Raw genomic sequence first — 14,112 nt, 5'->3', positions numbered from 1 at the left:
CCTGACCATGGCCGGCGCCAAGAACCACGATTACCACATCCTGCCCCCCAGCATCTGGCCCCTGTTCGGATCGCTTTCGGCGCTGGTGATGGCGACGGGCGCGATCATGTGGATGCACGGCGGCCACCTGTCCGCCGAAAAGGCGAACGGCGGCGGCTGGATCTTCTTCGCCGGCCTCGCGGGCGTGCTGTTCACCATGTACAGCTGGTGGGCGGACGTGGTGCGAGAGGCGCATCACGGCGATCACACCCCCGTCGTCCAGCTGCACTTCCGCTACGGCATGATCCTGTTCATCGCGTCCGAGGTCATGTTCTTCGTCGGCTGGTTCTGGGCGTTCTTCGACTTTTCGCTGTTCCCGACCGCGATGAGCTTCGTCGACGGCCAGGTGGAGCGCGCCGCCGAGGGGGCGAGCGCCATCGTCGCGCAATGGCCGCCCAAGGGGCTGCAGGTCATCAACGCCTTCGAACTGCCGCTGCTCAACACGCTGATCCTGCTGACCAGCGGCACCACCGTCACCTGGGCGCACCATGCGTTGATCCACAACCAGCGCGGCGGCGAGAAGAAGGGGCTGTGGGGTATCCTGGGCGTCGGCGATCGCGACGGCGTGCTGAAGGGCCTGTGGCTCACCGTCGTGCTCGGCGTGCTGTTCAGCAGCATCCAGGCCTATGAGTACATGCACGCGCCCTTCCCCTTCAAGGGGCTGAACTATGGCGCGTCCTTCTTCATGGCGACCGGCTTCCACGGGTTCCACGTGCTGATCGGCACGATCTTCCTGATCGTCTGCCTGATCCGCGCCTACAAGGGCGACTTCACGCCGCGCCAGCATTTCGGCTTCGAAGCGGCCGCCTGGTACTGGCATTTCGTCGACGTCGTGTGGCTGTTCCTGTTCGTCACCGTCTACGTCTGGGGCGGCTGGGGCGCACCGGTCCACATCGGTTGACCGGACCGGGATCGACCGGACCGGGCGCATCGTCGCCACCCGCGATTCTCGAGGTCGCATGCAAGGGGCTGTGTCCGCGGTGCGGCCAGCCCCGTCTTTTTGCCGGCTGGATCCGCTTCGCCGACCGCTGCACCGCCTGCGGGCTGGACTTCACGCAGTTCAACGTCGGTGACGGCCCGGCGGCGTTCCTGACGCTGATCCTCGGCACGGTCGTCACCGCGGCGGCGATCACGCTCGAACTCACCGTGCATCCGCCCTTGTGGCTGCACATGCTGATCTGGATCCCGGTGACGCTCGCCGGCGTCATCTGGTCGCTGCGCATCGCCAAGGGCGCGCTGATGTCCGCCGAATATCGCAACGCCGCGCGCGAAGGACGCATCCACCCCGGCCCATGACACGCATCCCGCTCGTCCCCACGGTCCTCGTCACACTCGCGGTGGCGGCGATGATCGGCCTCGGCCTGTGGCAGCTGCTCGATCGCGCACCGAAGAAGCAGGCCTATCTGGCGCAGCTCGCCCGTAACCCGGCGCTGCCGCCGGTCGCCTTCCCCGATCGCCCCGACGACCGCCTGCTGTTCCGCCGCGCATCGGCCGTCTGCACCCGGCCCGACAGCCAGCGCCTCGCCGGCGCCGGTGCCGCCGGGTTTCGCCTGATCGCCGATTGCGGCAACGGCCTGCTCGTCCAGCTCGGCACCACCACCGATCCGATCTTCAAACCGCGCTGGGCCGGCGGCCCGGTCAGCGGCTTCATCAGCCACGCCCCCGATTCGCGCTCGCTGATCGGATCGCTGTTCGACCACCGCCCGCAGCCCCTGCTGCTGGTCGCCGACACGCCCGCCCTGGGCCTCGCCGCCAACGGCCGCCCCGACCTGTCGTCGGTGCCGAACAACCACCTGTCCTATGCGGTGCAATGGTTCCTGTTCGCCACCATCGCCGCGGTGATCTACGCACTGGCACTGCGCCGGCGGGGGTAGCGGCTGGTGCTTGCGGCTGGCGCGATGCCGTGAGGGGGTTGAACGACTGAGGTCGGAGGTAGAGGGCAAGTCTTCCGCTTCAAAAAGCGGGCGTCAATAGCCAAGGTTGGGGACCATGCCAACCTTCCCAGAAAGGATGGTGTTTAGAAAATGGTCAGAGCTGGTGAAAACAGGGCATTAGCTGCAAACATTTTGTACGATCGCCTTAGCCTTACCATTCGCTCCTGCAATCCCGACCTTCAATGGCTCGCAAACAGGCGATTGGCTGACAGTAAGCCAGCGGGCCATAGATCGCCCCACGCATTGCACTCGTTTGCGCCAGAAGAAGCCCGGACGCATTATAGTGCCTTCAAGAACAGGGCCGCGCCTCACGAGACGCGTTGCCGCCCATTCGGCATCGAAGCGGTTCGGCGATCGATGCATCTTCGACAACTCCGCAAGGCAGGCAGCAGAATCCTTGAATGTCAAAGATGGCAGAGGGCCATCACGGTGGGTCGAAGCTTCGGCTTCAGCCATGATAAGCGTCGATTGTGCTGTTAGCACACCTGCTAGCACCAGTGCTTTGAGTGTGTTCATAGCCGCATCATAGACATCGCGCTAACGTCCGCAATTGTGCGGAAGCGGCCGGGCTGCTTCTGGGGTGAAAGTACATACCCCAGCGATGGTGCGATCGATGGACAGCGAGCGTCAGTCGTGACCGAGCACGACGTCTGCGAGCGCGCCCGCTTTCCCTTTCAGCCGTCCATCCCAACTGAGTATCCTGCGACCGAATGGCGTCTCAATCGACATCACGTGAAACGGCGCTCCGATCCCAATCTCGCCGGTCCGCCTTACCGATTCAGAGTAGAGTTTTTTCGATCGGATCAAATTGTCGAGCAATCGGCCCTCGGTGGCAGTAAGATCTCTCGCCTCGTGCGACTGCAGCTTACGATCTGTGGCGAGAAGCCCTCCGGGACCGATCTCGCTAGCTTGATCCCAGCGCCACTGACCGCTGCCGTCCCGCCAGACAACGGTGCTCGCCTCGCTACGGAGATGGTGAACGGCGACGCTATCTACAGCGATCACGGAACCTCCCGTCGGCTTTGGCAGGTTGTATCGCTCCCTAAGCAGATACCCGCGCTCGATCTCCTTTGTAAAAGCGGCCGACTGGACAGCTGCGCGCGACGTTTCTGCGGATGCCGACATGCTTGCGAGTGCGAGCAAAATCAGGAGCGATTTGGACATAGCCATACTTTGGTTTGAACGGGTCCGCGAATGTCCGCAAGTGAGCGTTTGCCGAACGGCAGCTTTCCCAAAAAGGAACCTATGATGAGAATCCCGCCTCATCGATCGCGCTGACGGACGCCCGCGGGTTTTGCTTTCCCGAAACCTGTTCCCGATTCATCATTCCCGAAACTACCGGTTTCGACGGAGAAACGGGAAACATCACCCTCCACGGGAAAGCGTTTTCCAACAGCCAAATTTTTCCCGCGACGATCCCACAGCACCTTTAGCCCCCCCCCAAACCCGCTGTCCTACACGCACCACGCCGTCTATACCCCCGCGCATGCCCCACCCCCGCCCCCTCGCTCCCGTGCCTGCCGGCACCGGTCGGGGAAGCGATTTCGAGCGGGACGTAGTGGCAACTTCGGCAACTTCCGAGCCTCCGGCGCAGCGGATGCGCGATACCCGAATCGCACCGCGGCCAAGAAATCCCGTCGTTGCCCGTTGCGCCGCACCCCGCTACCCAGCCGCGATGCGCTATGTCAGCACCCGTGGGACCGCGCCCGCGCTCGATTTCCGTGACGTCACGCTCGCCGGGCTGGCGTCGGACGGCGGACTCTACCTGCCCGACGCCTGGCCGAGCCTGACGTCCGAGCAGATCGCCGGCCTCGCCAACCTGTCCTACGTCGATACCGCGGTGGCTGTGATGACGCCCTTCGTCGGCGATGCGCTGACGCCGGCGGAACTGCGCGAACTGTGCACCGCCGCTTATGGCCGCTTCGCGCATGCCGCGGTGACGCCGCTGGTCCAGCTCGATCACGACCAGTGGCTGCTCGAACTGTTCCATGGCCCGACGCTGGCGTTCAAGGACGTCGCGCTGCAATTGCTCGGCCTGCTGTTCGAACGGTTCCTGACCGGCAGCGACCGCCATCTCACCGTCGTCGGCGCGACCAGCGGCGACACCGGCTCGGCGGCGATCGATGCGCTGGCGGGGCGCCGCGGCGTCGACATCTTCATGCTCCACCCCGCCGGTCGCGTCAGCGAGGTGCAGCGGCGGCAGATGACGACCGTGCTCGCCCCCAACGTGCACAACATCGCGATCGACGGCGACTTCGACACGGCGCAGGCGCTGGTGAAGGCGATGTTCAACGATCCCGGCTTCTCCGGCCGCTATGCGCTGTCGGCGGTCAATTCGATCAACTGGGCGCGGCTGATGGCGCAGGTGGTCTATTATTTCTACGCCGCCGTCCGCCTGGGCGCACCAGGCCGCGCGGTCGCCTTTTCGGTGCCGACCGGCAATTTCGGCGACGTGTTCGCCGGCTACGTCGCCGCCAGGATGGGCCTGCCGGTCGCCAAACTGATCGTCGCCACCAACGTCAACGATATCCTCCACCGCGCGATTTCCGCGGGCGATTACAGCAAGGGCGTGGTGCAGCAGACGCCGACGCCGTCGATGGACATCCAGGTCAGCTCCAATTTCGAACGCCTGCTGTTCGATCTCGGCGCGCGCGACGGCGCGGCGCTCGCGGCCCAGATGCAGGGGTTCGAATCGTCGGGCGCGATGCGGCTGACCAATGCGCAGCACACCGGCGCCGCACTGTTCGCGAGCGACCGCGTCGACCTCGACGACATGACGCTGGCGATGCGCTGGGCGCACGGACGCGCCGGCCAGGTGATCGACCCGCACACCGCCATCGCGCTCGCCGCCGCCCGCCGCCACCCCAGCGACGTGCCCGTGGTGACGCTCGCCACCGCGCATCCCGCCAAGTTCGGCGACGCGGTGGAGCGCGCCACCGGCCAGCGCCCGGTGCTGCCCGGCCGGATCGGCGACCTGTTCGATCGCGAGGAACGCTGCGCCAGCCTGCCCGGCACGTTCGAGGCGGTCACCGCCTATATCGGCGAACGCGCCGTGCCCCGCCCATGACGCTCGCGACGCTGATCGGCGAACCCTGGGCGGATTACGGCCTGGTCGATTCGGGCCATGGTCGCAAGCTGGAGCGCTATGGCCGCTTCCGCTTCATCCGTCCCGAACCGCAGGCGATGTGGGCGCCGGCACAGGCCGACTGGAAGGCGCAGGGCGAATTCGTTCCGGCGAGCGACGAGGATGGCGGCGGCCGCTGGGTGTTCGCAGAGCCCGTGCCGCGCGAAGGCTGGCCGCTGAAATGGGACGCGGTCCGCTTTACCGCGCAGACGACGCCGTTCCGCCACCTCGGCTTCTTCCCCGACATGGCGCCGGTGTGGAGCTGGATGCGCGAGCGCGTCGCCGGGCTCGAATCGCCGGAATGCATGAACCTGTTCGGCTATACCGGCGTCGGCACGCTCGCCATGGCGACGGCCGGCGCCCGGATGGTGCATGTCGATGCTTCCAAGAAGTCGGTCGAGGCGGCAAAGGCCAATGCCGTGCTCTCCGGCATGGCCGATGCGCCGGTGCGCTGGATCGTCGACGATGCCGCCAAGTTCGTCGCGCGTGAGGTGCGCCGCAATCGCCGCTACGACGGCATCCTGCTCGATCCCCCCAAATACGGCCGCGGGCCGGAGGGCGAGGTCTGGCGGCTGGAGGAGGATCTGCCGCGGCTGCTCGCCGATTGCCGCAAGCTGCTCGATGCCGACAGCCGCTTCCTGTTCCTCACCGTCTATGCGGTGCGGATGTCGGCGCTGGCGATTCGCGAATTGCTCGCCCAATTGTTCGCTGACCTGCCCGGCACCGTCGAGGCGGGTGAGCTCGGCGTGCGTGAAGAGGCGCGCGGGCTGGCGCTGCCGACCGCGATCTGGGCGCGCTGGAGCCGCTGACCGGGCGGTTCGTCGCATCATCCCCACGTGGTGCGGCGCAGCAAGAAAACGTTACGGAACGCTCGTCGTATAGAAGGCTTATCGAGTCTACATGCCATCGACCACCAGCATGGAGGCTCATTCGATGCAGTCCAACGACGATATCGCCCAGCGCGACACCAGCGAAACCGAACTCAACCCCTTGTGGGGCAGGCTTGCCCTGCTGGTCTTCGGCCTGACCGTGCTGGCATTTCTGACTGCGATCGATCGTCCCGAATGGTTTCACCTGAAACCGGCGACGGGAACGGCGGCAGCGATGGTCTATGCTTCGGATCATCATTCCTGATCCTGGCGGTTATTATAACGGATTGTAACGCCACATTGCCGGATCGGCCGATCAGTCGGTGGCGATCCGTAGCGCAAGTGCAGCGATCCACGGCCCGCCCGCCGTCAGCAACAGGCTGATCGCGCCCAACCACTGCAACGCCCCCGTGCCGCCCTCCAGCGATCCCGCCCCGAAGATGAGGAGCGGGATTGCCAGCGGCAGCATGACCAGCCCGGCAAGGCCGCCGCTCCCCCGCAAGCCGGCGACCAGCGCCGCGGTGGCGACGGCGAGCGCGGCAAGCCCCGGCGTGCCGATCAGCAGGCCCAGCTCGACGCGCAGCAGCGTCGCCACCGACAGGTCGAACAACCCCGCCGCGACCACGGCGGCGAGCATCAGCGGCGGCGCGAAGCCCAGCCAGTGCGCGACCGTCTTGGCGAAGGCGACGAACGCCAGCGGCACCTCGCGCACCGCGAACTGATCGATCACCCCCGCCTCCTGATCGGGCGCCACCAGCCGCTCGACCGGCAGCAAGGCGGCGAGCAGCGCCGCCGCCCAGATCACGCCGCCGCCGATCCGCGCCAGCAACGCCGCCTCCGGCCCGACCGCGAACGGAAACAGGATGGCGGCCAGCAGGAAGAAAGCGACCGGCCATGCCGCGCCGCCCCCCGCCCAGGCCCGACGCAGATCCCGCGCGACAAGACCGGCTAAATTCATCGCCGCAGCACCACCGCCTGCGCGCCGGGCATAGCGATCGGCTGGTGCGTCGCGACAAATGCGATGCCGCCATCGGCGCGGTGCGCGGCGATCAGCGCCTCCAGTCGCGCCAGGCCCTCTGCATCGAGCCCGTTCGCCGGCTCGTCGAGCAGCCAGATCGGCGCCGCGCTACCGACGATCCGCGCCATGCCGGCACGCCGCCGCTGCCCGGTCGAGAGGATGCGGACGGGCACTTCGCCGAGCCCCTCCAGTCCGACCGCAGCCAGCGCCGCCCCGGCCCGCGCGCCGATCCAGAAGGCCAGCGCCCGTGCCAGCGGCAATTCGGGGTCCAGCGCATGCGCTTCGGCCAGCAGCGCGACCGAGCCGTCACGCATGACGCTGCCGGCCACCGGCCGTAGCAGCCCGGCGGCGATCCGGATCAGGCTCGATTTGCCGACGCCGTTGGGGCCGGTCACCAGTGCCGCCTCGCCGGCGCCGAGCGTCAGGTCGAGCCCTTCGAACAGCATCCGCCCGCCGCGCAGGCAGCCGACACCGGCCAATGCGAGGCACGTCAATCGACCACCGCGTCTTCGAGCGCATGCATGTCGTCGTCGGACAGGCCGAAATGATGGCCGATCTCGTGGATGGTGACGTGGCGGACGAGATCGTCCAACCGCACCCCCGTTTCCACCCACTCGGCCAGGATCGCCTGACGATAGAGGTGGATGGTATCGGGCATCGTGCCGGAATCCATCGACGATTTTTCACCCATCGGCCGACCGTGGTAGAGGCCGGTGAGGTCGAGCGGATGGCCGAGGCCGAGCGCCGCCAGCGTTCCCGCGTCCGCCTCTTCCTCGATCAGCAGCAGCACGTCGCCGAGGTGCGCGGCGAACACCGCGGGCAGCCGCGCGATCGTGCCGCGGGCGATTCCCTCGATCGCGGCGGCGTCCGGCGCCGGCCCATAAGCATCTTGCCCGCTCATCGCCGTCGCCATACCCCGTGCCCCTGCCCTCCAGCAAGGAAGACGCGACATGATCGAGCCCCTCAGCGAAGCCGAACGCGCCGATGCGCTCGATGGCCTGCCCGAATGGGATTATGACGAAGCGCGTGATGCGATCACGCGCAGCCTCGTCTTCGCCGACTTCGTCGAGGCATTCGGCTTCATGACGCAGGTCGCGCTGATGGCGGAGAAGGCGAACCACCATCCCGAATGGCGCAACGTCTACAACCGCGTCGAAATCCTGCTGACCACGCACGATGCCGGCGGCCTGTCGGGCCGGGACGTCGAGATGGCCGAGGCGATCGACGCCATCGTGGATGAGTAAGCGCTACTCACCCACATCCGTCATCCCGGTGAACGCCGGGATGACGGACTGAAGGTTCAGCGCAGCGACCGCCGCATCCGCTTGCGCAGCGCCCCCGGCATCCAGCGCGCCGCGAAGCGCAGGCGTTCGGCGGTCTTGCCGACATAGGTGTGGACGGAATCGCCATGCACCGCCGCCCACGCCGCTTCGGCGACGCGATCGACCGGCGTCAGTTCGAGGCCGGCGCCGGTCACCGCCTCGCGGATCGAGCGGTTCGTGCCGCCGGCGACACCGTCGAGCAGCGGCGTTTCGATGAAGCTCGGCAGCAGGCAGCGGACCTTGATGCCCTCGCGGTACCATTCGCCGTCCAGCGCCTCGCTCAGCCCCCGCACCGCGAACTTGGTCGCCGAATAGGTGGCAAGTCCGGAAGAGCCGTAGATGCCAGAGGCCGATGAGGTGTTGAGCAGCACCGATCCCGGCGTCTTCGCCAGATAGGCGTGGCCGATGCGGGCGCCGTTCAGCACGCCGGTGAAATTGATCGCCACCGTGCGGTCGAGATCGTCGAAGCTCGCCTCGGCCAGCGGACCGCCGGTGCCGATGCCGGCGTTGTTGAACAGGACATCGAGCCGTCCGCCGCTCGCGCGGGTGAAGGCGTCGAGGCTGGTCGTCCAGCCGTCGCGGTCACGCACGTCCATCGCATAGCTTTCCGCCATACCGGCGGGCAGCAACGCCAGCGTCTCGGCGAGGCCCGCCGTGTTGACGTCGGCGATGCCGACCCGCCAGCCGCGGCTGGCGAACAGGCGCGCGACGGCGCGGCCGATGCCCGATCCGCCGCCGGTGATGAAGATCGCCTTTACTTCGCTCATCGCTCATCCTCTTCCGCATGCCCGTTGATTGGACTTTGTCGCAGGCATCCCGCATCGTCGCGGTTGATGCCAGCAGAATCGCTCCGCTTCGATAGGGTTACCAAGCGGTTCGGCGATACGCTGGCGGTGGACAGGGTATCGCTGGGGATCGATGCGGGCAGCTTCGTCGCACTCGTCGGCACCTCGGGATCGGGCAAATCGACTTTGCTCAAGACGATCAACCGATTGATCGATCCGGATGCCGGCCGCGTGCTGATGGGCGGCGCGGACGTCGCCGCCGGGCCTGCGCCTGCCTTGCGACGGCGGATCGGCTATGTCTTCCAGGAGATCGGGCTGTTCCCGCACATGACGGCGGCCGAGAATATCGGCATCGGTCCGCGCGTCGCCGCCGATCCGCCCCCGGATGTCGGTGCGCTGCTGGATCTGGTGGCGTTGCCCCGCGATGTGGCGGCGCGGCGGCCCGCTGCGCTATCTGGCGGCCAGCGCCAGCGTGTCGCCATCGCCCGCGCGCTGGCGGCGCAGCCCAAGTTGCTGCTGCTCGACGAAGCATTCGGCGCGCTCGATCCGGTGACCCGTGATGCGCTGGGCGGCGAGATCCGGCAGTTGCACGATCGCCTCGGCCTCACCACGGTGCTGGTCACCCATGACATGGCGGAGGCGCTGCTGCTCGCCGATCGCGTGCTGGTGATGCAGGCCGGGCGGATCGTCGCGGACGAGAGCCCGGCCGCATTGCTCGCCGGCAAGGGCGGCGAAGCGGCGCAGGCACTGGTCGCAGTGCCGCGCGACCAGGCCGAGCGGCTGCGCAGGCTGAGCCGATGAGCGCCTTCCTCGACGCATTCGGCCGCGTGCCGCCGCTCCTCGCGCAACATGTGCTGCTGTCGGCGGCGGCGTTGCTGCTGGGCATCGCGATCAGCCTGCCGCTGGCGGTTCTGGCTGGACGGCGGCGGCGGATCGGCGGCGCGATCCTGGGGATCGCCAGCCTCATCCAGACCATTCCCAGCCTCGCCCTGCTCGCGCTCTTCTATCCGCTGCTGCTGTGGCTGTCGGGGCTGGTCGGCGGCGGCATCGCGGCGCTCGGCTTCCTGCCGTCGCTGATCGCGCTGACCCTCTATGCGCTGCTGCCGATCATCCGCAACGGCGTCGCCGGCCTCACCGGCATCGACCCAGCGATCACGCAGGCGGCGAAGGCGGTCGGCATGACGCCGGCACAGGCCCTGCGGCTGGTCGAGGCGCCTTTGGTCGCTCCGGTGCTGATCGCCGGCATCCGGACCGCCGCGGTGTGGACGATCGGCGCGGCGACACTGTCGACCACAGTGGGTCAGCCGAGCCTCGGCGACATGATCTTTGCTGGGTTGCAGACGCAGAACTGGGCGCTGGTGCTCGCCGGCTGCGTTGCCGCGGCGGGGCTGGCGCTGGCCGTGGATGCGCTGATCGGCCTCATCGAGCGCGGCATCGCCCGCCGTCGCCGCGCGACGTGGCTGGGCGCCGTGCTGGCGCTCGCCGCCGGCCTGTTGCTCGCGCTGGCGCCGTTATGGTCGCGCGGTGGCGGTGACCGGGTGGTGACGGTCGGCGCCAAGAACTTCTCGGAACAATATATTCTGGCGCGGCTGATCGGCGACCGGCTGACGCGTGCGGGCTATCAGGTGCGTTATCGCGACGGGCTGGGATCGGCGGTGATCTATGGTGCACTCGCGAGCGGCGCGATCGACGTCTATGTCGATTATGCCGGAACCGTGTGGGCCGGGCCGATGCGCCGTCGCGACGTCCCGGCGCCTGCCGCCATGGCGGCGGCGATCGGCCGCTGGACGCAGGGCACGAGTGGCGTGCGCGTGCTGGGCGCCCTGGGCTTCGAGAACGCTTATGCCTTCGCGATGCGCGGCGACGACGCGAAACGACGCGGCATCGCCAGCCTGACTGACCTGATCGCCGCTGCGCCCGACTTGCGTCTCGGCAGCGATCTCGAATTCCTGGAACGCCCCGAATGGGCAGCGGTGCGCCGCGCCTATCCGCTGCGTTTCCGGGCGACGACGCCCTACGCCCCCACGTTCATGTATCAGGCATTGGCGAGCGGCGAGGCGGACGTGATTTCCGCCTTTTCCTCCGACGGGCGCATCGCGGCCGAGCGGCTGACCGTGCTCGCCGATCCGCGCCATGCCATCCCCAGCTACGATGCGCTGCTGCTCGTCGCCCCGGATCGTGCCCGGGACGCACGCTTCGTCGCCGCGCTCGCGCCGCTCGTCGGCCGTATCCCGGTCGCGGTCATGCGCGAGGCGAATTATCAGGTCGACCGCGACAGGGACAAACGCACGCCCGAACAGGCGGCCGATTGGCTCGGCCGCCGGATTGGGTTTTAGAAGAAAAGTTTTCGCAGACTCAGCCTGACTGTGCGGCCCAGCGGATCCTGATAATCCGGCGCGTAGATAACCGGCGTCAGTCCCGCCGCATCGCGGACGCGCTGGCGGCTGTTGAAGACGTTGTCGACCGAGAAGGTCACACGGGCACCCCGCACCCAGGGGTGCGCCTTTACCAGCCCCAGCTGTTGGCCGAGATCGGCAAACAGCCGGAGGTTTGCCGTCGCCAAGCCAGAAAAGCGCAGGTTCTGGGCATTGGCGATGGTGCCGCCGTTCACCTCAGTTCCCGTCGCATAGTTAGCCGACAGGCGCACACCGATGCCATTGTTCGAATAGCCCGCCTGCCCCTCAAACTCGTGCCGGGGCTGGCCGCCGCTGCCGCCGGTGGCATCGCCGTTGAGCAGGTCTAGCACCGGGCCGCCATTGGCGACGGTCACCCGCTCGACCAAGTGCCAGGTATGGTACAGTGCGAACTGGATCCGCCCGCCGCCGGCACCGCCACGCCCCCCGCCGCCGAAGCCACCGCCGCCGAAACCACGGCCGCCCCCTGCGCCGCCAAAGCTTCGTCCGCCGCCGTCCCCGGACGCCGCGCGCTCCGGTGGAGGCGCATCTCCCGATGGAGGCGCATCACCCTGCGCCGGCCGGTCACCGGTCGGCGGTGTCGCGCCATCGGCTTGCCCGCCTTCGCGCCTGCCTCCCTGTCCTTCGCCGGGCCTCCCGTTCCCACCGGGGAAGCGCATCCCGGCGAAGGGGTTGGGTCCGGTACCAGCGCGGAACGCGTCCAGCTGCTTCTGGATTTTGGACTTGATCGGCCTGGAAAAGTTGATTCCCCAACGGAACTCCTCGCTTTCGGCACGTGCGAAGTTGATCGGCCGGGTATCGAGGCGCGTGAGCGTACCGTTCGTTCGGGTAAACCGATCGGGGAAGGCTGCCTCAATCGCCGCGGTCAGAGAGGGAAAGCTTTGGATCGGATTGCGCGTGTCCTGCTTGGTATAGTTGACTGTCAGCGTCAGGTCCTTGGCGCTCCACGGCTTCAGGTTGAACGACAGCCGGGTGACGCGGCGATCACTCGATCGCAGGTTCGGGTTGCCGCCGCTGAGCGTCGTGACGGTCACCGTCTGCCCCTGCACGTAATCAAAGACGCGCACGTTCGGGGTCAGGATAGTCGGGTTGCCGAGCTGCGACGCAGTCGGGGCGACGTCCTGCTGGTTGATCGAACCGATCACCCGCACACCCGTGACGGGTCCCCAATTCACGCCATAGCCATACGCCGTCAGCGTGCCGAAATCCGACAGCTGGTTGACCGCGGCATTGCCGTTGATCGACAGATTGCCGAGGAAGCCCAGCACGGCCCGGCTGCGGCTGGCGATCGGCAGGTCGACGTTGACGCGGCCACTGGCGCTGTCACGCGATATGTCCGCTCCGCTCGCGATACCCGCGCGCAGCGAGTTGCTCGAAAAATCGCTGGTCTGCGCGCCGACCCGCACCGCGGTCGAAACGTCACCCGCCGGCAGTGAAAAGAGCGGGCCGTTGACCAGCGCCTCGATTTCGCCGGTGTTCGACACCGAGTGTGCGCGGTTGCTGTCACGCCCCGCATTGGTGTCTCCGAACGTGCGTGTATCGGTGCGGTCGTAGGCGCCGGTCACCGTCCACAGCCAGCGCGGGCTCAGCCGACCGTTGAGGCTCGTGCCCAGATGCCCGGTGACGGCGTTGCTGCGCTGTTCGAGTGGGCCACCGAGGGGCAGATTGCTGGCGTCGAGGGGCAGGCCAAATTGGCCAACGCTCTGCGTCGCGGTGACCTCGCCGTTGATCGTTGCGGACACATCGCCGATCGGCTGCGCGTAGGTGGCATTGGTGCCAAAGCTACGGCTGAACGGCTGCAACGTGCGATACGGCCGCTGGTCGAAGGTCGCAGCCGCATTGTCGGTGGCCGCCACCGGAATGTCACGCTCTGCTTCGGTCAGCGCGGAGCTTTGCTGGTAGCGGCTGTGCAGGTTGAACCGCTTGCCGCTACGGATGGTGAGCAGATCCAGTTCTGCCTGCGGCGTATTGCGACCGCCTTCCGTCGCGGCCCGATCGGCGAGTTCGACCGTGGTCGAGCGGAAACGACGCCGCAGGACGAAGTTCACCACCTTCTGATCGGCGGTGTAGCCGTATTTCAGTGCCACCTCTTCGGGCAGGATATCAACGCGCAGGATCGCCTCGGTGGGGATATCGCGGATCTCCTGGAAACCCGAGATGCGCTTGCCGTCGAGCAGCACCACCGGTGCGCCGCCGGCGCCGCTACGGGTCTGCGGAGCGAGTTCGGTGAGCAGGTCGGAGACGCTGCTGACGCCATAGCTGCGAATATCGGCGGGACTCAGCACCTGTTCGGCGGGGATGTCGCCTACCACCGATCCCGGCGGACGCCGGCCGGTAACGACGATCTCATCCTCGTCCTCGCCGCCGCCCTGTGACGCCGACGCTGAGTCGGGCGCGGGCGCAGGCGCGGTGTCGGGTAAGGTCGCAGGTGTCTGCGCCTGGGACTGAGCCTCGGTGGACGTGGGCGAGGCAGCCGGCGTGACCGGCGCGGGAGCCGGTGTCGGCGCCGCGGGTGGCTGCTGTTGCGCCGCCGCCATCGCCGGCCAGCTTGCCGCGATCATCATCCCCGCCACCAGTCGCATGTCCGAATCAGCCCTTTTATGTGTC

The 14,112-nt window shown here is 67.5% G+C and carries 16 protein-coding genes; 9 read left to right on the top strand and 7 right to left on the bottom strand.

Features of this window, described 5'->3' with window-relative positions; all coding sequences use genetic code 11:
• Nucleotides 1-7 precede the first annotated feature (7 nt).
• Genes AC4GY7_RS13835 through AC4GY7_RS13825 form a run of 3 tightly spaced genes read left to right on the top strand, consistent with a single transcriptional unit; the run spans nt 8 to nt 1,913 of the window.
• Nucleotides 8-940, top strand: a complete 933-nt coding sequence (locus AC4GY7_RS13835; RefSeq protein ID WP_491115138.1) for a cytochrome c oxidase subunit 3 — start codon at nt 8-10, stop codon at nt 938-940.
• Nucleotides 937-1,335, top strand: coding sequence for a DUF983 domain-containing protein (locus tag AC4GY7_RS13830; protein ID WP_491115136.1), 399 nt, complete (start codon nt 937-939; stop codon nt 1,333-1,335). Before AC4GY7_RS13835 ends, AC4GY7_RS13830 begins: the two co-directional genes overlap by 4 nt.
• Nucleotides 1,332-1,913, top strand: coding sequence for an SURF1 family protein (locus tag AC4GY7_RS13825; RefSeq protein WP_491115134.1), 582 nt, complete (start codon nt 1,332-1,334; stop codon nt 1,911-1,913). Before AC4GY7_RS13830 ends, AC4GY7_RS13825 begins: the two co-directional genes overlap by 4 nt.
• Before the next feature lie 177 nt (nt 1,914-2,090).
• Here the strand turns inward: AC4GY7_RS13825 and AC4GY7_RS13820 are convergent, their stop codons facing one another.
• Together AC4GY7_RS13820 and AC4GY7_RS13815 are read right to left on the bottom strand one after the other, a co-directional pair.
• Entirely contained in the window at nt 2,091-2,489 is a 399-nt protein-coding gene (locus tag AC4GY7_RS13820) for a hypothetical protein (protein ID WP_491115132.1), read from the bottom strand.
• A gap of 111 nt (nt 2,490-2,600) precedes the next feature.
• Nucleotides 2,601-3,137 carry a hypothetical protein gene (locus AC4GY7_RS13815; RefSeq protein WP_491115130.1) on the bottom strand — a complete coding sequence of 179 codons (537 nt, stop codon included), beginning with the start codon at nt 3,135-3,137 and terminating at the stop codon, nt 2,601-2,603.
• Nucleotides 3,138-3,648: 511 nt separating this feature from the next.
• Here AC4GY7_RS13815 and thrC point away from each other — a divergent pair.
• The 3 genes from thrC to AC4GY7_RS13800 all read left to right on the top strand — a co-directional run bounded on the left by thrC (nt 3,649) and on the right by AC4GY7_RS13800 (nt 6,231).
• A complete protein-coding gene (gene thrC, locus AC4GY7_RS13810; RefSeq protein WP_491115128.1) occupies nt 3,649-5,040 on the top strand; it encodes a threonine synthase in 1,392 nt (463 codons plus the stop codon).
• Nucleotides 5,037-5,906: a class I SAM-dependent methyltransferase gene (locus AC4GY7_RS13805; protein ID WP_491115127.1), complete on the top strand. Its 870-nt coding sequence runs from the start codon at nt 5,037-5,039 to the stop codon at nt 5,904-5,906. The genes thrC and AC4GY7_RS13805 overlap by 4 nt, the downstream gene beginning before the upstream one ends.
• A gap of 91 nt (nt 5,907-5,997) precedes the next feature.
• Nucleotides 5,998-6,231: a hypothetical protein gene (locus AC4GY7_RS13800; RefSeq protein ID WP_491115125.1), complete on the top strand. Its 234-nt coding sequence runs from the start codon at nt 5,998-6,000 to the stop codon at nt 6,229-6,231.
• A gap of 51 nt (nt 6,232-6,282) precedes the next feature.
• On the opposite strand, the gene AC4GY7_RS13795 is transcribed toward AC4GY7_RS13800, so the two are convergent.
• The 3 genes from AC4GY7_RS13795 to AC4GY7_RS13785 are packed head-to-tail and all read right to left on the bottom strand — an operon-like array spanning nt 6,283 to nt 7,885.
• Nucleotides 6,283-6,924 carry a heme exporter protein CcmB gene (locus AC4GY7_RS13795; protein ID WP_491115123.1) on the bottom strand — a complete coding sequence of 214 codons (642 nt, stop codon included), beginning with the start codon at nt 6,922-6,924 and terminating at the stop codon, nt 6,283-6,285.
• Nucleotides 6,921-7,478: a heme ABC exporter ATP-binding protein CcmA gene (gene ccmA, locus AC4GY7_RS13790; RefSeq protein ID WP_491115121.1), complete on the bottom strand. Its 558-nt coding sequence runs from the start codon at nt 7,476-7,478 to the stop codon at nt 6,921-6,923. Before ccmA ends, AC4GY7_RS13795 begins: the two co-directional genes overlap by 4 nt.
• Nucleotides 7,475-7,885 (bottom strand): metallopeptidase family protein, encoded by a 411-nt coding sequence (locus AC4GY7_RS13785; protein WP_491115119.1) that lies wholly within the window; start codon nt 7,883-7,885, stop codon nt 7,475-7,477. The genes ccmA and AC4GY7_RS13785 overlap by 4 nt, the downstream gene beginning before the upstream one ends.
• Before the next feature lie 49 nt (nt 7,886-7,934).
• On the opposite strand from AC4GY7_RS13785, the gene AC4GY7_RS13780 reads away from it, so the two are divergent.
• A complete protein-coding gene (locus tag AC4GY7_RS13780; RefSeq protein ID WP_163957116.1) occupies nt 7,935-8,228 on the top strand; it encodes a 4a-hydroxytetrahydrobiopterin dehydratase in 294 nt (97 codons plus the stop codon).
• A 56-nt stretch (nt 8,229-8,284) separates the two neighbouring features.
• Here the strand turns inward: AC4GY7_RS13780 and AC4GY7_RS13775 are convergent, their stop codons facing one another.
• Complete coding sequence (locus tag AC4GY7_RS13775) at nt 8,285-9,073, bottom strand: SDR family oxidoreductase (protein ID WP_443584446.1); 789 nt, start codon at nt 9,071-9,073, stop codon at nt 8,285-8,287.
• 66 nt (nt 9,074-9,139) lie between these two features.
• On the opposite strand from AC4GY7_RS13775, the gene AC4GY7_RS13770 reads away from it, so the two are divergent.
• Together AC4GY7_RS13770 and AC4GY7_RS13765 are read left to right on the top strand one after the other, a co-directional pair.
• Complete coding sequence (locus tag AC4GY7_RS13770) at nt 9,140-9,892, top strand: ATP-binding cassette domain-containing protein (protein ID WP_491115116.1); 753 nt, start codon at nt 9,140-9,142, stop codon at nt 9,890-9,892.
• Entirely contained in the window at nt 9,889-11,427 is a 1,539-nt protein-coding gene (locus tag AC4GY7_RS13765; protein WP_491115114.1) for an ABC transporter permease/substrate-binding protein, read from the top strand. Before AC4GY7_RS13770 ends, AC4GY7_RS13765 begins: the two co-directional genes overlap by 4 nt.
• Here the strand turns inward: AC4GY7_RS13765 and AC4GY7_RS13760 are convergent.
• Nucleotides 11,424-14,042 carry a TonB-dependent receptor gene (locus AC4GY7_RS13760; RefSeq protein WP_491115112.1) on the bottom strand — a complete coding sequence of 873 codons (2,619 nt, stop codon included), beginning with the start codon at nt 14,040-14,042 and terminating at the stop codon, nt 11,424-11,426. The genes AC4GY7_RS13765 and AC4GY7_RS13760 overlap by 4 nt on opposite strands.
• Nucleotides 14,043-14,112: the final 70 nt, after the last annotated feature.

The organism is Sphingomonas sp. SP5 (genome assembly GCF_058313455.1).
The sequence above is the reverse complement of the archived record's forward strand: the minus strand, read 5'-3'. Positions and strand labels throughout refer to the sequence as shown.